The organism is Algoriphagus resistens (assembly GCF_001442615.1).
GTDB lineage: Bacteria > Bacteroidota > Bacteroidia > Cytophagales > Cyclobacteriaceae > Algoriphagus > Algoriphagus resistens.
The window spans coordinates 107,034-126,512 of record NZ_LMXN01000008.1 but is presented as its reverse complement, the minus strand read 5'-3'; the positions used below and the strand labels follow the sequence as shown (position 1 = coordinate 126,512).

Annotated in this window: 14 protein-coding genes; 8 read left to right on the top strand and 6 right to left on the bottom strand. The window is 43.7% G+C overall.

The window, feature by feature from the left end; genetic code table 11:
• Positions 1 to 6 precede the first annotated feature (6 nt).
• Positions 7 to 2,622 (top strand): ABC transporter permease, encoded by a 2,616-nt coding sequence (locus AS141_RS15225; RefSeq protein ID WP_057938534.1) that lies wholly within the window; start codon positions 7 to 9, stop codon positions 2,620 to 2,622.
• Positions 2,623 to 2,833: 211 nt separating this feature from the next.
• On the opposite strand, the gene AS141_RS15220 is transcribed toward AS141_RS15225, so the two are convergent.
• The gene (locus AS141_RS15220) at positions 2,834 to 4,537 is read right to left on the bottom strand and encodes an alkaline phosphatase D family protein (RefSeq protein WP_087149428.1); all 1,704 of its coding nucleotides are present in this window, start codon (positions 4,535 to 4,537) and stop codon (positions 2,834 to 2,836) included.
• Positions 4,538 to 4,772: 235 nt separating this feature from the next.
• Between AS141_RS15220 and AS141_RS15215 the strand changes: the two genes are divergently transcribed.
• The 7 genes from AS141_RS15215 (at position 4,773) to AS141_RS15185 (ending at position 14,777) form a co-directional block, all read left to right on the top strand.
• Positions 4,773 to 5,360 (top strand): RNA polymerase sigma factor, encoded by a 588-nt coding sequence (locus AS141_RS15215; RefSeq protein ID WP_057938533.1) that lies wholly within the window; start codon positions 4,773 to 4,775, stop codon positions 5,358 to 5,360.
• 109 nt (positions 5,361 to 5,469) lie between these two features.
• Positions 5,470 to 6,432: a FecR family protein gene (locus AS141_RS15210; protein ID WP_057938532.1), complete on the top strand. Its 963-nt coding sequence runs from the start codon at positions 5,470 to 5,472 to the stop codon at positions 6,430 to 6,432.
• A gap of 117 nt (positions 6,433 to 6,549) precedes the next feature.
• Positions 6,550 to 10,068 (top strand): SusC/RagA family TonB-linked outer membrane protein, encoded by a 3,519-nt coding sequence (locus AS141_RS15205; protein ID WP_232424933.1) that lies wholly within the window; start codon positions 6,550 to 6,552, stop codon positions 10,066 to 10,068.
• Positions 10,069 to 10,087: 19 nt separating this feature from the next.
• Complete coding sequence (locus AS141_RS15200; protein ID WP_057938531.1) at positions 10,088 to 11,842, top strand: RagB/SusD family nutrient uptake outer membrane protein; 1,755 nt, start codon at positions 10,088 to 10,090, stop codon at positions 11,840 to 11,842.
• 17 nt (positions 11,843 to 11,859) lie between these two features.
• Positions 11,860 to 13,026: an Sb-PDE family phosphodiesterase gene (locus AS141_RS15195; protein ID WP_232424932.1), complete on the top strand. Its 1,167-nt coding sequence runs from the start codon at positions 11,860 to 11,862 to the stop codon at positions 13,024 to 13,026.
• Between the two features lie 14 nt (positions 13,027 to 13,040).
• A complete protein-coding gene (locus AS141_RS15190; protein WP_057938530.1) occupies positions 13,041 to 13,814 on the top strand; it encodes an endonuclease/exonuclease/phosphatase family protein in 774 nt (257 codons plus the stop codon).
• A 132-nt stretch (positions 13,815 to 13,946) separates the two neighbouring features.
• Entirely contained in the window at positions 13,947 to 14,777 is an 831-nt protein-coding gene (locus AS141_RS15185; protein WP_082632313.1) for an endonuclease/exonuclease/phosphatase family protein, read from the top strand.
• A gap of 161 nt (positions 14,778 to 14,938) precedes the next feature.
• On the opposite strand, the gene AS141_RS15180 is transcribed toward AS141_RS15185, so the two are convergent.
• Genes AS141_RS15180 through AS141_RS15160 form a run of 5 tightly spaced genes read right to left on the bottom strand, consistent with a single transcriptional unit; the run spans position 14,939 to position 19,272 of the window.
• Complete coding sequence (locus AS141_RS15180) at positions 14,939 to 15,826, bottom strand: SMP-30/gluconolactonase/LRE family protein (protein WP_232424931.1); 888 nt, start codon at positions 15,824 to 15,826, stop codon at positions 14,939 to 14,941.
• Complete coding sequence (locus AS141_RS15175; protein ID WP_057938529.1) at positions 15,823 to 16,710, bottom strand: sugar phosphate isomerase/epimerase family protein; 888 nt, start codon at positions 16,708 to 16,710, stop codon at positions 15,823 to 15,825. Before AS141_RS15175 ends, AS141_RS15180 begins: the two co-directional genes overlap by 4 nt.
• 14 nt (positions 16,711 to 16,724) lie before the next feature.
• The gene (locus tag AS141_RS15170) at positions 16,725 to 17,522 is read right to left on the bottom strand and encodes an SDR family oxidoreductase (RefSeq protein ID WP_057938528.1); all 798 of its coding nucleotides are present in this window, start codon (positions 17,520 to 17,522) and stop codon (positions 16,725 to 16,727) included.
• 1 nt (position 17,523) lies between these two features.
• Positions 17,524 to 18,561, bottom strand: a complete 1,038-nt coding sequence (locus AS141_RS15165; protein WP_057938527.1) for a zinc-binding dehydrogenase — start codon at positions 18,559 to 18,561, stop codon at positions 17,524 to 17,526.
• A 12-nt stretch (positions 18,562 to 18,573) separates the two neighbouring features.
• The gene (locus AS141_RS15160; protein WP_057938526.1) at positions 18,574 to 19,272 is read right to left on the bottom strand and encodes an orotidine 5'-phosphate decarboxylase / HUMPS family protein; all 699 of its coding nucleotides are present in this window, start codon (positions 19,270 to 19,272) and stop codon (positions 18,574 to 18,576) included.
• Positions 19,273 to 19,479 lie beyond the last annotated feature (207 nt).

The window sequence follows — 19,479 nt, the reverse complement described above, 5'->3', positions numbered from 1 at the left end:
TAACGTATGAGACCAAAACCTCCAAAATGGGCCGATAGATTCCTTGCCTGGTATTGCCGGGAGGATCTCCTCGACGAAATACAGGGCGATATCTACGAGCTGTATGAAAGAAAAGCAAAGGAGAGCCCAAGGACTGCAAACTGGCAGTTTGCCTGGAATGTTTTGCGGTTTTTCAGGTTCAAAAACATCAAAAAGAAAACTTCAGAATCCTATTCAACTACTATTTCTGCCGACATGTTGAAAAATAACCTTCTTGTGTTTATCAGGAATTTCCGTAAGAATCCCGGTCACTCCTTACTCTCCCTCTTTGGTCTGTCCATCGCTTTTAGCTGTATTTTTCTAATAAGCCTCTGGGTAATCAATGAATTCTCCTTTGATCGATTCCATAAGGATCCTGAAAACCTGTATAAGGTAATCACCCATGTAAATGCAAACGGTTCATTCCAGACTGAATTTACAGCTGGCTTCAATATGAATGCTGAAAGCATACCCGAAGTAGAAGAGGTAACGCACATATCAACAGGATCAAGGTGGCCACACGAACTGTGTTTCTGGCCTGAAAACGGAGACGGGGAATGCATTTATTTTAATGGTGTTTATGCAAGCCCCAGTCTTTTTTCCACCTTCTCCTTCTCTATTCTCAGCGGTGATCCTAATCCCCTGGAAGATGTGGCGCAGATTGCTATTTCCGAGAAAATGGCCAGGACACTGTATGGTGAGGAAAGCCCCCTGGGGAAAACCATCAAGATTGACGGATCCAAGGAAGTATCTATTGCGGCGGTCTTTCAGGATATCCCATCACAATCTTCCATCAAATTTGATTTTGCACTTCCATTTTCAATTTATCAAAGGCAAACGGGAATCAATGAGGAAAGGCTGCAGTCCTGGTTTTTTGATGTTTACTTAAAAACTTCCTCCAACGTACCGGCAAAACAACTTTCAGAGAAGCTCAATCACCCGACAGTACTAGGGGAAGAGTATCTGTCCAAAAAAATATCGTATGAAGCAGTCCCATTTACTGACTGGCATTTAAATAATGCCTATGAAAATGGAAAGAATGCAGGAGGACGGATTGATTACGTAAGACTGTTTATTCTTATCGCTTTGTTGGTATTGGCGATGGCTGTCATCAATTTTGTGAATCTGTCCACCGCCAGGGCTACTTTAAGAGCCAAGGAAATAGGAGTTAGAAAAGCAATCGGTGCGGTGAAAAACACTCTGATTGTTCAGTTTATGAGTGAATCGTTCATGATGGTTCTTGCTTCATTTCTTTTGGGAATTGCCTGGACAGTACTAGCTCTTCCCAGGTTCAATAGTTTAATCGATGCGAGCCTGTCGCTTTCTCTGATAGGGGGAATGAATGTTCTTTACCTGCTGGTTTTTCTCGTATCAGTAGCATTGCTGGCAGGATTGTATCCTTCTTTGGTGTTGTCTTCTTTCCAATCCGCTAGAATATTAAAAGGTTCGGGAGCCAACAATTTTACCGGATCCTTGAATATCCGAAAAGTATTGATGACTGTACAGCTGTGCCTTTCCATTGGCATTATCCTGTTCAGTTCTGTAATTTATTTTCAGTTGGATTTTATCCGCGAGAAGAACCTGGGGTTTGACAAGGAAAATATGATCAGGCTAGAACCTAGCTTTAGACTGCTCAAAAGCTATGATGCTTTCAGGAGCGAGACACTTAAGAGCGACGCGATCATAGACATGACTGCTGCGAATGCAAATCCCATGATTATAGGCAACAGTACCGTTGCTGTGGATTGGGCAGGTAAATCACCCGATTCCCAAATCAATTTTCAGACCCTCGCGGCTCTGGCCAATTTCAGTGAATTATTCGGACTAGAGGTGTTGGAAGGAAGAGCTTTTTTACCAGAAAAGCAGACAAAAGACTCACTTGTCACGGAGGCTTTAATTTCAGAGACAGCTGCAGCCTATCTTGGTTTTGAAAATCCGATCGGGGAAAAAATAAGAATCCATGATTACCAGGATTGCGAAATCGTGGGGGTGGTAAATGATTTACATACTGGATCTCTGAAAGAGTCCATTCAGCCGCTGATTATTTATAGTATGCCAATTGAATACCTACCTGGTATATATATTAAATACAAGCCTGGAGAGGCCCAAAAGGCACTTGAGGCGATCAGTGGCGCTTATAAGCTAATCGAACCGGACTTGCTCATCAAGTATTGGTTTCAGGATGAGACCTTCGATAATTTATACAAAACTGAGTCAATTGCTTCAAATCTGGTATTAACGTTCTCTGTTATATCTATAGTTATTGCAGTTATTGGAATAGTGGGATTGGCAACGTTCAATACCTTGAGGAAAACCAAGGAGATCGGTGTGCGACGGGTGTTTGGCGCCTCCCAGTTTGAATCGCTGTTAGTGTTGGTAAACGAATTTGTATGGGTCTTGCTACTGGCATTTCTTATAGCGGTGCCGGTAGCTTGGTTTGCATCACTAAAATGGCTGAATACCTATGCCTACAAAACGGAAATGCCATGGGCATCTTTTCTATGGATTATAGTTGGGGCAGTACTGTTGATCCTTGGGATTATCTGGATACAAAGCCAGAAAACAATCGCTATGAATCCTACAAAATCATTACGCAATGAGTAATTGCACTGCTGGATATGTGGTTTTTGAAATGCGGTCGTGTTATTTATTGACATAACCCCAGAAATTAAATATGACTCGCCTTCGTCATGTTTGCTAATCCCCAGTCCCACTGTTTTGGATCTTACCCTCCTTTTCCTTCAGAATGCTCCGAATCCGCCCACCTTTGACAACCAAAGGCGCTAACTACTTGGCAGAGGCGGAACCCGCCAAACTATACCAGTGCTTGGGCCACAGTAGTTGCCGTATCCCGATTGCTTGGGCTCAATCCTGCAATTCCATTCGCTATAATGAAAGAAGCGATGGTATGGATAGGCGCATCAGGAAGTGTGACAAAAGGCATTACCTTGAAGTCAGCCCTAAGCTCATCAGGTTTGGCCACCAGCACCACATAGCCTCTCTGCTCATTATAAAACTTGATGTCGGGATTGATTTCCATAAGTTCCAGACCTATGTCGGAAAATTCTTTGCCATCTCCGGCGCTGCTGATGCTGGTTCCCATAAATTCAGTGCCTATCACTTCGGATTGAGGATCATCAGGATTCAGGCGTAGTTCATTCACCCAATTCTTATGGGAATCCCCTGTAAGTACGACCAGATTCTTTACTTGATTATCCTTGATACTGCTCATCAATCTATTTCTGGTAGCGGCATATCCATCCCAGGAATCTGCTGCATATTTAATAGTCCCGTCCATTTTTCTACCAACCTGGGCCATCCTTACCTGCTGTCCCAGAATATTCCAGGTACATGCAGACTGGGAAAGATTCTCGGTCAACCAATTTTCCTGGACTTCACCCAGCATCGTTCTACCGGGATCAAAGCGTGCAGCGCAGTTCTCCTCCCAGTTTCCACTGCAGGCAAAATCTGTCCGAAATTGTCGGGTATCCAGCATGGAAAATTCTGCAAGGTTGCCGAAGCTAAACTTTCTATAAACACGCATTGCTATCCCTTCAGGGATTGAGGTTTTTCTCAAAGGCATATGCTCATAATAAGCCTGAAAGGCCACCGATCTTCGTTGTAAAAATGAAGCATTGTCATCGTAAGGAGGGCCATCTCCGCCCCAGTTGTTTTTGACCTCATGATCATCAGGGACTACTATCCATGGAAAAGCTGCATGTGCCGCCATTAAGGAAGGATCGCTCTTATATTGAGCGTACCTGATTCTATAATCCTCCAATGACCTAATTTCCTTATCCGGAAGATGCTTTCGAAGAGCATTTGCGCCACTTGCTTTTTCATAGATATAATCACCCAGAAAGAAAACTACGTCCAAATCTTCTTTTACCATATGATCATAGGCCGTATATAGCCCCGCAGAGTAGTTTTGGCAGGAAGCAATGGCGAATTTTAACTCAGCAAGATCTGAGCCCAATGCGGGAGCCGTTTTAGTCTTACCTGTTTGGGATACAACCTCACCGGTCTTGAACCGATAGTAGTAATAGCTTGAAGGAGATAGACCGGCTACCTCCACGTGTACAGAATGTGCAAAATCTTTTGTGGCCAATTCTGTCCCATGCTGCACTATATCACTGAACTCAGGGTCTGACGCTATTTCCCAGTATACCTCTATTTCCTGATCCTTAAGTCCTCCGCCTTCCAGAGGCTTTGGCGCAAGCCTGGTCCAGAGTACTATGCCGTCAGGCAATGGCTCTCCAGAAGCAACCCCAAGTGTAAAAGGATAGTCATTGAGATCTTCCGCTTGTGAAGAAAAAGGGAGCGACCCCAAAAGACTTACCCCCGATAGGCTAAGTGCCGACTTCTGCAGAAAGGTTCTACGGTCTATTTTTTCGGAGCTGATGAGCAAATGAGGTTGCCTGAGCTTTGATGGGGATTCCATGGCAGAGAGATAAATGAAGAGAAAAATAGGTAAATCTATAGGCTGCCCAAAATTACCTATTCCCCATTTTTCTTGCATGAGATACTGTTTATCAAATTATTAAATTGGAATTGCTGAAAGAGTATGTTGCCACGTTCATTTTTTTACAGGTTTAGATGATAAAAGAACAAGTCTAATTCTCTTTTCCATTGCGCAGATAGGTTATACATACCTTAATTTAGTCAGATATCTGTATCCAATCATAACTTATTGTTAACACCAATATTTCTTCGGGCACTGCTCCTTCAGGTAACTTTACGTTAAATTTTCGTGCATGAAAGCAATAGTAAACGAACAGCTACTCCTTCGCAAGATCCAAGAGGAGGACGATGATGCTTCCTTCAGGGTGCTATTCGATCGGTACTGGGAGATACTGTTTGCTCATGCTCTCAAAAAAACCAGATCACAGGATTTGGCCATGGACTTGGCCCAGGAAACTTTTATCAATTTTTGGAAATACAGAAAGCGCATTGGAGAAATAAATAATCTTCAAAACTATTTGGTCACCATGCTGAAGTATCAGTTTTTTAAATGGATAGATCAGGATAAAATAATATTTGATGCGTTGGATTCTATACAGCCGAACAGTTCCTACAGTGACTCAATTGATGGTTTTAAGATCATGGAGTTTAATGAACTCTATACTTTTTTAATGGATAGAATTGAAGAATTACCAATGAGAAGCAGGCAGATTTTTATTCAGAACAGGTTTGAAAACAAGACTGTAAAAGAACTGGCGGAAACCTATTGCATCACAGAGTCCACTGTAAGAAATCATCTAAGTCAGGCCAATTCCAAGCTTCAGGCACAGTTGGAAAATAACCTGATAGCCGTGGCATTACTCTCAATTGTGATCACTTGATCCAGTTATCATTTTGTTACTAAACAGAATTTTTAATTCATGATTCAATAATTGTTCAGGACTAGATGAAAGCTGTGGATCAGGTCTCTTTAGAAGGAAGAGACAGGTTATGAATTCACAAAAAATCAAAGTACAGTTAAGGAAGCTTTTTAGTAAAGAAGAGCAGGATATATCCCCGCTCGAAGAACTGAACCATTGGTATAACTCCCTAAATGAGGATGTATCCAAATCTATTTCAGATAGCAATCGGATCAAATTGCAAGCCTGGGAAAACATCCACAATAAAATTCATGCTGACAAAGTAACCAGGAGGAGAAAAAAAATAGGTTTCGGCAGTTGGATCTGGAAAGCGGCAATCCTCCTTTTATTTTGCGGAGCTGGTTATGGCCTCATTACTGGCCTACCAGATGCAGGGACGGCTACTCTCGCCGCAGGAGCGTATAGCAATGCTATCGGGAAAGTGTCTGCTTTTCAACTTCCAGATGGGAGCAAAGTCTGGCTGAGTACCGGATCGAAACTTGAGTATGCAGCAGATTTTCCTACCAATCGACAAGTCAGTTTATCCGGGGAAGCTTTTTTTGAAGTCACAACCAATCCTGAATCTCCTTTTAAAATTATGACAGGAACAGTGGCTACAGAAGTTCTTGGTACATCCTTCAACCTTAAATCTTACCATCAATCGGGAGTAGAGCTGTCTGTTTATTCCGGAAGGGTCAAATTTTCGGAACAGCAGTCTGAAAAGGAATCAACTATTCTATTGATGGGGGAAAAAATCAGTTGGACAGCCCAGGAAGGTTTTAGTGAAATGGAGCAGTTCGATGTTGCAGAGCTTCCGGGTTGGAGGCTTGGTAAAATCACGTTTGACAATGCAACTATTGACATGATCCAATCCACCTTGAAAAGTTGGTATGCTGTGACTATCGAAATAAATGGGAAGGGTCCAAACTGTCATTATACCGGAGAATTCACTCAGGCAAGCCTGGAACAAATTCTGGAGACCCTCAGCTATACGCTTAATCTAACCTATAAAATAAATGATGCCAATGTCACCATAGATGTGAACCCCTGTTAATGAAAAATCCGGTGATTACTAGAACCACCGGACAAAAGATCGAATGATTAACTGACTTGATGGTGTACAATTTTGGCGATGCGACACCTCAAGTCCCAACCTTTATTTATCAAAATTATGAAAAAAAAACTACTACAACTCATGTGGGATACGTGCAAGTGCCTCATGGTTGGCTTCACGTTGGCTTATTGCCTGAGTGGTCTGGCCTTAGCCAGTAGCTCACATGCACAACATCTTAATCTGACACAGATAACGATCCAGTCTAACAAAACCTCTGTTTTGGATTTTTTTCATCTGGTGGAAAAGCAATCAGAATTTAGGTTTCACTTCAATCCTGAAACCGTGGAAAACAAACAAATTTCTCTCTCTGGCAATACAGACCTGGAGACCTTGCTTTATGAAGTGGCTGCGCAGACAAAACTGGGTTTCAGGCAAGTCAATGAATCAATAGCTGTAAAACCAACAGATAAGAATACAAAGACACCTATTGAAGTGAAGATGAAAATCTCAGGAAGGATTTTGGACGCAGAGACCCAAGAACCCATTATGGGAGCAAGTGTTTTTATTTCCGAAACCAGCCAGGGTGCTATAGCAGATCTGGACGGTAACTGGTCACTGGAAATCGATGAGGTTCTCCTAGGGAAAGAAATCAGGGCTTCGGCCTTGGGGTATAACCCCGAAGTAATTGTTATCAGTGAAGATGAAATGACCTTTTTACTGATTCCGCAGGAGTTGGCTGAAGTAGTGGTGGTTGGCTATGGTACACAGAAAAAAGTAAATCTGACAGGAGCTGTTTCCCAGATAGGAACAGAGGCTATTGAAAATAGACCTTCCCCAAACTTGACCAGAATGCTTCAGGGAGCTCTTCCCAACCTGAATATCAAAATGGTGGACGGTAGCCCAACCCGGTCTGCAGCTTTTAATATCCGTGGTGCTACTTCCATAGGAGCAGGTGGTGATGCGTTGGTATTAATCGATGGGGTAGAGGGGGATGCCAATCTGGTGAATCCCAATGATGTGGAAAGTGTATCTATCCTAAAGGATGCTTCTTCTGCGGCGGTCTATGGATCTAGAGCAGCTTTTGGTGTGGTTTTAATCACAACAAAAAATCCCAAAAAAGGATCTTCCGGGGTGGATGTGAAAATTAGCCATTCTGTAAATCAGCGGACGGTAGTGCCCAATTTAGTTACCAATGGCTATGAATGGGCGAAGAATTTTGATGAGGCCTTCTTTGCTTGGTACGATTACAAAACCCATCCGATTTCTGTAAACAGTATTTTTCCGTTTTCTCTGGAATACCTGGAAGAACTGAAAAACCATAACGAAAATCCTAATCTTCCGGAAACGGTTTTCAATGAAGAGCTAAATAGGTATGAGTATTTTGGGAATACAGATTGGTTCAAATACCTGCATAAAGACAATATGCCTGCGACTGAAGCATCTATCAGTGCATCAGGAGCATCTGATAAGGCAAGCTATTACATCTCAGGCCTGTATTATCATCAAGATGGGATCTTCAACTATTCTTCGGATAATTTCAACAAATATAATCTCCGTGCAAAAGGAGCTGTAAACCTGACAGACTGGTTGTCTCTGGAAAACAACTTTGACCTCAGTACTTACAAATATGAGTATCCGCTCCTTGCAAATGGCGATGCAGGGATTTGGAGGTATTTAGCCGTTCAGGGCTTTCCTATGGCGGTGATGCAGAATCCAGACGGCAGCTTTACCCAATCAGGGTCTTACATAGGAGCGTCCTATGTAGATGGTAGCAGCAAATCAGACCAGAGTAAATTTTTTATCAGAAACACACCATCTCTTACGGCAACTCCCTTTGCCGACTTTTTGACTCTCAAGGCCAATTTCACCTTCTCTAAAAACTTTAACAAGGATGCACGCTTCAATAATTTCGTGGACTTCAGCACCGCACCGGGACAGAGCTCCCACTTCGGACAAAGCCTACTCCGTCAACTCACCGACGAGACAACCTATTGGGGGTCAAATATTACAGCCGAACTTAAGAAGAACTTGAATGAGGTGCATGACTTCAGTTTGTTAATGGGCTATAATGTGGAGAGCAACCGTTTAGAAAATCTGGATTCCCAGCGGGATGGGCTATTGGTGGAGACCAAGCCTGATTTTAATCTATTGGATGGGCTCAATTATACCATTAGAGGAGGGGGAAGTGAGTGGAAATACATGGGGGTATTTTACAGGTTAAACTACCGTTTTAAAGAGAAGTATTTGTTGGAATTCAATGGCCGCTATGATGGTTCATCCAAATTCCCAAGCGACCAGCGTTTTGGGTTCTTCCCTTCCGTTTCGGCAGGGTGGAATATTTCTGAGGAAGGCTTCATGGGCAATACCAAAAGCTGGTTGGATAACCTCAAGATCCGCTCTTCCTATGGTACGCTTGGAAATGGAAATGTGGCGCCCTATCGCTATATGGAAACAATGTCAGTGGCCAAAACAAGCGTGATTTTAGATGGTATACAGAAAGGATATACCTACCTGCCCGGAGCAATTCCCAACGGCTTGACTTGGGAGAAAGCCACCACCTTTGACATAGGAATGGATGCTTCCTTGCTTTCTGGCAAATTTACGCTAAGCTTTGATTGGTATAACCGACTGACCACGGATATGTTTACTTATGGAGAGCCACTTCCAAATGTTTTTGGAGCGACGGTCCCATATGGCAACTTCGCGGATCTTTCTACGAAAGGCTGGGAATATACCATGGCATGGAGAGATGAATTCGCTATGGGTTCTAAGCCATTCAGCTATAGCATATCCGGTTCGGTCTGGGACAGCCAAGCCGAAATTACCAAATTCAACAATCCCAATAAACTAATCTCCAGCACCTATTATGAGGGTTCAACAATCGGAGAAATCTGGGGATATGAGACAATGGGTTTTTTCTCTTCTGAAGAAGATGTTGCCAATCATGCCGACCAAAGCTTCCTGATCAACTCTAACAACAGACAATGGCTTGCCGGTGACTTGAAGTTTGCGGACCTGAACAACGATGGAGTAATCAATCAGGGAACAAACACAGTAAATGATCCTGGGGACAGAAGAATCATCGGGAACAACGCCCCGAGATATCAGTTTGGATTTACGCTTTCAGGCAACTGGAATGGCTTTGGAATATCAGCATTCTTTCAGGGAGTAGGCAAGCGTGACTGGTATTTCGCACCTGAGGCGGATTTGTTTTACGGACCATACAACAGGCCCTATGGTTTTCAGCCCAAAATGATGATGGATGATATTTGGACAGAAGATAATCCGGATGCCTATTTTCCAAGATTCAGAGGGTATACTGCTTTGGGAACCAACAGATCACTCGGAGCTCCGCAAACAAGATATCTTCAGGACGCCAGCTACTTACGCTTAAAAAATGTAACCTTGGATTACTCCATTCCTGCCCACCTTTTGGACAAGATAGGGATGAAGAAAGCTATGGTATATGTGAGCGGACAGAATATTCTGACCTTCTCAGGCCTTTACAAACACACGGACAACTTTGATCCCGAAATTATCGAAGCGCCAACTGGAGATATGACCAACAGTCATGGTCAGGGCGATGCCTATCCTATGCTCAAAACCTATACAGTGGGTTTGAATCTTTCTTTCTAACAATTGAAACTATCTGATTATGAAAAAATCATTGATAATATTTTCTACGGCTATACTTTCCATCATGTCATTCAGCTCTTGCGAAGACTTTCTGGAAACTGAGCCAATGGATAGACTGGTACCAAATACCTTTTTCCAGTCCGAAAAAGATCTTGAATTGTATACCACTTCCTTTTACCAAAGAATGCTTCCAGGAGGTCTCGAAGTGGTTCAAAGTGATGAATTGGGAGATTTTACCTCAAAAAACCAATCTCCGACTTTCATCGCCGGGACCTACTCATCAGTGGATGAGGGAGCATGGAACTGGACAGACCTAAGGAATATAAATTATTTCCTTGAAAACTTTAATCAGGAAATCATCCCGCAAGAAGCGAGAGATCACTATGAGGGTATCGCAAGATTCTTCCGGGCATGGTTTTATTTTGAGAAGGTAAAGCGCTACGGAGATGTGCCTTGGTATGGACAAACGTTGGATACTACAGATGAGGAAGAATTATATAAGCCGAGGGATCCCCGGGAATTGGTTATGGCCAATGTTATGGAAGACTTGGATTTCGCCGTGGAGCATATCCGGGATACAAAGGACAATACTTCCTCCATGGTCACCCGTCAGGTAGCATTGGCATTCAAATCAAGAGTAGCACTTTTCGAAGGAACATTCAGAAAATATCATCCGGAGGCCGGACTTGTCAACTCGGCAGATGAATTTCTGACTGAAGCTGCGAATGCCGCCAAAAAAGTAATGGACGCCGGCACATATTCTATCTATAGTACGGGGGATGCTTCGACGGATTACAGGGTCTTGTTTACTAGCGAAAACCCAATAAATACAGAAATCATGCTGGCGGTGGTGTACAATAACGCACTAAGAAGGTGGCATAATATCACCTGGAAGTTCAACAGTGCCACCTATGGCGCCCGCTGGGGATTGAATAAGCAGTTCGTCAATACTTACCTGATGACAGATGGATCACGGTTTTCTGACAAAGAAGGGTTTGATGAAATTCTTTTTGTGGATGAAATGAAAGACCGTGATTACCGCTTGGCCCAAACAGTACGTTCGCTTGGGTATACCCGTAGTGACGGAAGCCCGGCTCCCCCGAATTTCGGGTATACATTTACAGGTTACCATATTCTAAAACATAGTTTGGATGATAAGGGGCTGGATGGGGTATCCGAATCCTATAACTCTATTCCTTTGATCAGGTATGCAGAAGTTCTCTTGAATTATGCAGAGGCGAAGGCAGAATTAGGACAGTTTGATGAAAGTGTATGGAATCAGACTATTGCGCTCCTTCGTGAGCGGGCTGGTGTAAACCCGGCTGTACCTACGACTTCCGATAGTTACCTTCAAACTACCTATTTCCCGGGGATAAGTGATAAATTTTTGCTTGAGATCAGAAGAGAAAGAGGCATTGAGCTTTGCTATGAAGGATTCCGTTACGACGATTTGCTCCGCTGGAAAAAAGGAGAGTTGATAGAAATGCAGTGGAAAGGAATTTACGTTCCGGGCTTGGATATACCAATGGATCTTGATGGCAATGACACCCCTGACGTAGCTTTCGTGCAAACAGTGCCTGATTCAAAAGTTCCAGGAGTCATCTATTTTATCATCGACGGCAGTGCATCCCAGCTTTCGGAAGGTACCAAAGGGCATTTGATCTGGAGAGATGATGAGGACAGGGAATTCCCAGAGAAAAAGTACCTGCATCCAATCTCTAATACGGATATAGTCCTTAACCCAAATCTGGAACAAAATCCAGGTTGGGATTGATCAGTAGTTCAATAGATATGATGCAACTAAAAGTTAGATTTTTACTACTGATGGCCATGGCCATCAGTAGTGTTTCCTTCGCACAAAAGAGTTCGGTTATCCTTCCCGATATCCCTGGCTTTTATACCTTAAAAGGTGATTTTCACATGCACACCGTGTTTTCTGACGGACATGTTTGGCCTACCTTTCGGGTGAATGAAGCCATTAGGGATGATTTGGATGTGATTTCTCTTACTGAGCACATCGATTACGAAGGCTTTCCTGATTTGATACAGAAAGACTACAACAAGTCCTATGAAATCGCTTCTAAATCCGCTGAAGGCAAAGGTTTGATAATCATTAAGGGAGTGGAAATATCACCAAGAGTGGCTCCATATCATCACAATGCATTATTTCTGGAAGATGCCAATACGCTGCCTACCGAGTATATGAAAAGTGGAAAAGCCGAATTTGTGATGAAAGACAGCATTACCCATGAGCAGCTTATGGAGCCGTTCCTGGCCGCCAAGAAGCAAAATGCCTTTGTGGTATATAATCATCCGGGTTGGGGATGGTGGGATAAGAAAGATACCCTGCTGTTTACTTCCTTTCACCAGGAATTATTGGATAAGGATATCCTGAAAGGAGTGGAAGTAGTCAATTCAGGTAACTACAATGTGATCGCCCATAGGATGGCATTGGATCATAATCTTGCTATGCTCTGCAACACAGATGAGCATTATGATAACCATCCGAGATATAAGGACACCCACAGACCCATGACGCTGGTTTTTGTAAAGGAAAAGACGGCCGCAGGGGTAGAGGAAGCGTTGTTTGCCAAAAGAACTGCATTGTATTTTGGGGATTATGTTGTTGCCAGACAGCCTGAAGCAGAAGCTTTTTTCAAATCGGCTATACGGGTGAGTGCTGAGCGTAAGCTGCGAAAAGCGGAGCCTCTTATAATTGTAAACTTTGTAAATTCCAGCGATATTCCCTTTGAGACCAAAATGCAGTCCACATATGATATTGAAGGAGCTCCTTTAGGTACGGTAACTATTCCTGCCCAGGATTCAGTTAAGGTGATCTTGAGAGCAGTTTGGAAATACCCTGAAGAAGTCAAAATCAAGGTCCAGGTAGAAAATGTTCTTGTTACACCTGATTCCGGCTTACAGACTGATTTTACAGTTTATACAAAACAAGACTAAGTTAAATTGGTACTATGATTTTCAAATTCTATTTTCTGGTCCTGGGTGCAACCTTCCTTAACATGCCTTGCTCTTTAGCACAATCTCTGAAAGTTATTTCCTACAACATCCACCACGGTGCCGATAAAAATGAGGTTAATACGCTAGAGGAAATTGCAGAATATATCAAAGGTACCCAGGCCGATCTGATAGGTTTGCAAGAAGTGGATAGTATGTGCAACCGCTCAGGCAAGGTTGATCAAATGAAAGTTCTGGCAGATATTACTGGAATGCATTATGCTTTTCAGAGGCATTTTGAATACGACGGGGGTGCATACGGGTTGGGAATACTGTCTAAATATCCTATTATCAGCCAACAGCATGACCAAATCACTTCCATAAAAAATGGCGAGAAAAGATCCTTGGCATTACTTTCTACTAAAATTTCCCTGGCCAATAAAAAAGTGCTTGTTTTTGCCACAGTTCATCTTGCCCTGGATCAATCCATGCGATTGATCCAGTCGGCTGAAACGTTGGGATTTCTTGAGGCCGACTCGCCACTTATCCTTACAGGAGACTTTAATGCAGAGCCTGGGACAGAAGAAATAGAACTGTTTTCAAGGCAATTAAAAATGGCGGATGAAAAATTGGGAAATACCTTTCCTGTAATAGATCCTTCCAAGAAGATAGATTATATCTGGACCAGTAAAGTCCATATCAAGAAAGTGACCCACGTCAAAATCCCTTCAACTATTCACTATTCAGACCACCTGCCAATAGAGGCAGTTTTGGTTCTGAAAAGCAATTGAAATTAGATATCTGTTTCATTTCTAAAACCCTTATGAAATCGACACGGTCAAAATCATCATTAAACACACAGAGCAATGATTATTTTAATCGCCAAAGATTCCATCTGACCATTTTATAACAATTATAAACACATGAAAAGACTTCGCATATATACACTGGTACTCCTGACTGGTTTGATTAATTCTTGTGCGAATGGCCAGGGGCCTTCTCTCCCAACAGAACCAATTCAACAACCAGAAATCACAGAAAGTCTGGAAGTTAAAGTGCTGAGTTATAATGTGCATCACTGTAATCCCCCAAGTAAACCCGGACTGATAGATGTAGATGGCATTGCGAAGGTGATCTTAAATTCAAAGGCTGATTTGATTGGCTTACAGGAGATTGATGTGAACAATGAGCGGTCTGGGGTGCATCTTAACCAAGCCGAAAAGCTTGCTGAACTCACGGGTATGAAGTTTTATTTCTCAAAGGGCATTGACTACAAAGGGGGAACTTACGGGACAGCCATTCTTTCCAAATACCCTATTTCAGAAATGGAGACGGTTCATTTGCCAGAAGAAACCGGAACTGAGAGAAGAACGCTATCTGTGGTTACTGTGGAGCTACCAGAAGAGGTACAGGTAAGGTTTGGAAATACGCATCTGGACTTTACCAGTGATACAAACGCACTTGCACAAGCCGAAGCAATCACCACCTATTTTGAAGAAGAGAAATTACCGATAATTCTGGTAGGAGACTTCAATGTGGAGGCAAGCAGCAAGACGATGGCTCATTTGGATAAGACTTTTGACAGGACATGCGAGCAAGGCTGCCCGAATACAATTCCGGTAGTGAATCCCAGAAAAGCGATTGACTTTATTTTGTATTCCGAAGGGCTTGGGATTCAGTCTCTGTTTCACGAAGTCATACAGGAGCATTACTCTTCTGATCATTTACCGGTATTGGCCAAACTGAAATTTTGAAGTGGCTGCCTAGTCAGGTACTCATCATCCCACTCCGAGCTTATAGGATGTGCTTATATAATATTTCCTCCTAATTTATATAATGAATCCAGAATCATCCCTGTTTCTAAGTCCAAACCAACACCCTAAAACCCTTTATTTTATCTTTTGAATATGCTTTTTCAATACAAAAAACCATATGCTTTACTCCCTTTTGCCTGTGTCTTCACCAGGAATACATCACCGCTCTTGGGATAGCTTTTTAACTGTTCTGGGCTCATATTCTCCTGGGCGGTGGTGACTAAAAGCAGGTCTAGATTTTTCCCCCCAAAAGCACAGGAGGTAACATGCGGAGCCGGGATCTCCACTTGTTGCAGCAGTCTGCCTGTACCCGGATCCCAGCGGTAAACACCTGCGCCTCCATAATGTGCCACCCAGAGCATTCCTTCCTCATCTATACACATCCCGTCAGGCATTCCCAATTCCTCTGGGATCTCGATGGCAACGTGATCAAATTCAAGAGTCCCAGTGTCCAGACCAAACTTAAACGCCTTGATTTGTCTGGTAGGCGTATCAATAAAGTAAAAGGTCTGATTATCCCCAGTCCAGGCCATTCCATTGGAAATGGTCAATTGATCCAGTTGCTTTCCTGGGGTTAGATCCCTGCTGACGCTATATAGCGAGCCTGAACCTTCAGTGAATTCTGTGCTGAGGGTTCCGATCCAAAGTCTCCCTTTTGCATCGCACTTTCCGTCATTAAACCTGTTCAGCGGAAACTCAGTCTCTACTTCGGCCAGCCATTCCAATTCTTCCGAGTCCAAATTGTAAGAAGCAATTTTACGGTCCAGTGCCAAAACCAACTCATTTTCTTTTCCCTCCAAAACCAATGTCAGCCGATGGGGGAATGATTTTACACTTGTCTTCTCAGTAGCTAAATGATATTCGAATAATTTTCCGTTTTCTATATCTACCCAGAAAAAACTTTGGCGTGCCGGATGCCAAAATGGACTCTCGCCTAAGATGCATTGTGAAGAGAAAAGGTGCTCTGCCTTCATGTTTGTAATGTTCATGAGTGCCAATATTGAGAAATTTTCTTCTTCAAAAATGCCACACTCCGCTGAAGCTGGTCCATTCCATCGACTCCATCCTCTATGCTGATCCAACTGTCAAATCCCACACGCTTCAGTTCGGTGAAAATCGCATCGTAATCATTCAGCCCCTTTCCAACTTCCCCATGGCTTAACCGGGCAGCGTAGCCAGTTACCCCTCTTTCCTCATTTTTCAAATCCTCTAGAGTACCATACTTCAAAAACCGATCACTGGCATGCATAGTGACCACATGCTCTGAAACTTCATACAATAAATCCAATGGATCTTCTCCCGCCAAAAATGCGTTGCTGGGATCATAATTCACCCCGAAATTCGGATCCTTCACGCTGTCTACCAGCTTGGTGAACAATTCCCTTTTCTGAGCAAATTCAGGATAGTCCCAAAAGTCATCTTTGTAGTGATTCTCCAGGATCAATGTGATGCCCAGTGATTTGGCATAGGGAAGACAGGCTTGAATGGATTCTGAAGCATATTTAATCCCCTCTTCCTCTGTGAGTTCCGGCCGATATTGCCCTGACAGTACACGGCAATATTTTCCTCCAAGCTCGTCGGTCATTTCCATCCATCTCTTCTGTTTTTGAATCTCTTTCTCTCGGAATGTCTTATCGGGATGTGTGAAATCAGGAGAGCAGCACATCATGGGAATCACCATTCCCTTGTCTTCTACCATCTTTCGGAAGAGTCGCCAGTTTTCTTCTTTTTCCATTTCCAGAAAACCCGCATACCATTCCAATCCATTGATATCCAGCCCGGAAGCAAGGGTTATCCATTCTGAAAGTTTCATGCTGCCATCTTTGCAAAGTGCATGCATAAAGGCTTTGGGAAAGGCGGCTATTTTTGGCATTTTATACGTTTAGTTTATTTATGTGGAATAGTACTCGGGTCTTTTGGGATATTCCTGCCTATCATGGGGAATTGCTCCAGATCAACCACTTGCCCGCTGATTGGCCCGCTTTCATCCGAAAGCCAATAAACAGTCGCTGCGGCGATTTCTTCTGGCCAAATTATTCTTCCTGCCGGAGCGTAAAGTTTAGACAGGTCTTTGTACCAGGTATCAGAAAGTCCATGCTCTTTTTTTCTCTCAATCTCCTTCTCAGTAAGTACCCAGCCCGGATTTATCTGGTTGACGCGTACACCGCTCTCACGGAAAAGAGAATCTCCCAAATTCCTGGTCATGGTCATAAGTGCGCCTTTGGAAATGCTGTAGGCCAACAGATTGTGCTCACCGCTCCAGGCGTTTATAGAACCGATATTCAATACCGCGCCATGACTTTTTATGAGGTGGGGAAGAGCCGACTGTGTCAAGAATAAGGGAGCGAGTGTATTTACTTCCAGCATACGGTTTATGAACGCCTTGTCAGTAGTCAAAAGAGTAGAAGCCGCGACAATTGCCGCATTATTTACAATGGCATCAAGACGGCCCCAAGACGCTATGGCAAGGTCAACGAGTCTTTGCGTAGCTCCTTCCACTGCGAGGTCTTCAATATGCAATCTTGCGTGTTCTTTGCCTAATTCGGAAACTACTTTACTCCCCAGGGCTTCTTCGAGGCCATGGATGATCACTTTGGCGCCTTCGGACACTGCCTTTTTGGCAATGGCTTTGCCTATACCCATTGTGCTTCCTGTCACGATAATTACTTTGTCTTTTAATCGCATATCATACGGGTTTAAGTACACTTTTTACGACTTCCCCACTATGCATTTTCTCAAATGCCTCATGCCATTCCGTAATCGGCCAGATACCTCCAATAATGGGTTTTACATTTAACGCTCCACTGCCAAGTAAGCCAATGACTTTCTCCCAGATCGGCCAATTATGGCTGAAACTTCCCTGAAGTCTTACATTTTTTTGTACCAATGGATCAATGGAAAAGTTGCAGGGAGTAGGTCCCCAGCCCACTTTGGTGATTTGTCCATTGGGACGAACGAGATCCATGGCGATTTTCAATGTGATGCTGATCCCAGCTGCATCGATTATCAGATCCGCTCCAAGCCCATCCGTTTTTCTGGCCCATTCTGAAGCGTCATTGATGATTGGTGTGATGCCATAACTTTTGGCTATTTCCAGCCTTCCCCGATCTTTTTCCAATCCAAGAATGGCTACGTCTCCACCACAAATTTTTGCCACCGCAGCACATAGGATCCCGATTGTTCCGGGGCCGATGACGATTACCCGATCTCCCGGTTTGATGTGGGAGTTTACTGCAACGGCATTGTAAGCTACAGAGCAAGGCTCGGTAAGACAGGCTTCTTCAAAAGATAGCGCATCAGGCACACGGTGCAAACATCGGGCAGGGACTCTTACGAATCTTGTCATAGCCCCATTCACTCCATAGCCGAAGCCTTTTCTGGTAGGATCCAGGTTATACAGGCCGGTTTTGCTCATGGGGTTTTGTGGATCTATGACAGCGGCGGTTTCGCTGACTACCCGATCCCCGACTTTCCACCCGTTCACCCGCTCTCCAACTGTTGCTATTTTCCCACCGAACTCGTGTCCCAAGACCACTGGATAATTTACTGGCCAACTGTGATCGGATGTCCACTGGTGCAGATCGCTACCACAAACACCTACATTTTCTACTTCTAGGAGCACGTCCTCGTCCCCGATTTCAGGAATGGGGATTTCCCTGATTTCCACCGAGCCTTTTACTTCTGAAAAATTGACTACAGCGGCAGATTTACCTGATATTGACATGTGATGTTGAGTTTAAGAATTGTTGATTGTCTGGGAATGTATGGCTGCGCAAATTTTCCTAAGGGAGGCTTCAAGATCGCCATCGGCAGTTTTGAAAGCGTCTGCATCAATGGTCAACGGCGCTCCAAGCACAACCAGCGGCGCTCCATATTGCGGACATTGTATGGCCTGCTCAAGTGAGAGTCCTCCTACTGCCTGAACGGGGACTTGTACAGCATTCACCACTTCCCGAAGTTGATCGAGTGGGCTTGGCATCCGGTGTCCTGCAGCTGCAATTCCCCGTCGCTCATCGAAACCGATATGGTGGATTACATAGTCACACCCAAGATCTTCCAAAAACCGCGCTCCCCCGACCATGTCGGGACAGCCTAGATTATCGCCCATGACCTTCACCCCGTAATCTTTACCCGCTTGCACCACACATTTGATGGTTTCTTCATGTGCCCTGGCCATTACGACCACATGGGTGGCTCCGGCTTTTGCCATCATTTCTGCTTCCAGATAACCACCGTCCATGGTCTTCAAGTCCGCTACAATGGGGATTCCAGGGAAAGCCTCCCTCAATTTTCTCACTCCATGAAGTCCTTCGGCAAGAATCAGTGGGGTGCCGGCTTCCAGCCAATCCACTCCTGCGCGCATTGCCAACGCAGCTGTTTCCAGCGCTTCATCAATGTCAGTAAGGTCTAAAGAGATTTGTACTATGGGTTTCATTTTGGGTTGGGTTAAACGTAAAACAACAAAAAAGAGAATAAGACTCGGGTTTTTAAGATAAGGAAAATTGGAAAAGATACTTTCCTGTTTTGGGATAAATGGGAGATTAAATTCTGGCCGTCAGCGAAAAACGTAGAAATCAAAAAGTAAAGAGCGGGGATGATTTCTTCGGTGCAATAAAATACATTCATGAACCAGGCCTTGCCT

Coding starts and splice junctions, on each gene's coding strand:
- AS141_RS15225 (WP_057938534.1), top strand. CDS start 7: ATGAGACCAAAACCTCCAAAATGGGCCGATAGATTCCTTGCCTGGTAT.
- AS141_RS15220 (WP_087149428.1), bottom strand. CDS start 4,537: ATGCAAGAAAAATGGGGAATAGGTAATTTTGGGCAGCCTATAGATTTA.
- AS141_RS15215 (WP_057938533.1), top strand. CDS start 4,773: ATGAAAGCAATAGTAAACGAACAGCTACTCCTTCGCAAGATCCAAGAG.
- AS141_RS15210 (WP_057938532.1), top strand. CDS start 5,470: ATGAATTCACAAAAAATCAAAGTACAGTTAAGGAAGCTTTTTAGTAAA.
- AS141_RS15205 (WP_232424933.1), top strand. CDS start 6,550: ATGAAAAAAAAACTACTACAACTCATGTGGGATACGTGCAAGTGCCTC.
- AS141_RS15200 (WP_057938531.1), top strand. CDS start 10,088: ATGAAAAAATCATTGATAATATTTTCTACGGCTATACTTTCCATCATG.
- AS141_RS15195 (WP_232424932.1), top strand. CDS start 11,860: ATGATGCAACTAAAAGTTAGATTTTTACTACTGATGGCCATGGCCATC.
- AS141_RS15190 (WP_057938530.1), top strand. CDS start 13,041: ATGATTTTCAAATTCTATTTTCTGGTCCTGGGTGCAACCTTCCTTAAC.
- AS141_RS15185 (WP_082632313.1), top strand. CDS start 13,947: ATGAAAAGACTTCGCATATATACACTGGTACTCCTGACTGGTTTGATT.
- AS141_RS15180 (WP_232424931.1), bottom strand. CDS start 15,826: ATGAACATTACAAACATGAAGGCAGAGCACCTTTTCTCTTCACAATGC.
- AS141_RS15175 (WP_057938529.1), bottom strand. CDS start 16,710: ATGCCAAAAATAGCCGCCTTTCCCAAAGCCTTTATGCATGCACTTTGC.
- AS141_RS15170 (WP_057938528.1), bottom strand. CDS start 17,522: ATGCGATTAAAAGACAAAGTAATTATCGTGACAGGAAGCACAATGGGT.
- AS141_RS15165 (WP_057938527.1), bottom strand. CDS start 18,561: ATGTCAATATCAGGTAAATCTGCCGCTGTAGTCAATTTTTCAGAAGTA.
- AS141_RS15160 (WP_057938526.1), bottom strand. CDS start 19,272: ATGAAACCCATAGTACAAATCTCTTTAGACCTTACTGACATTGATGAA.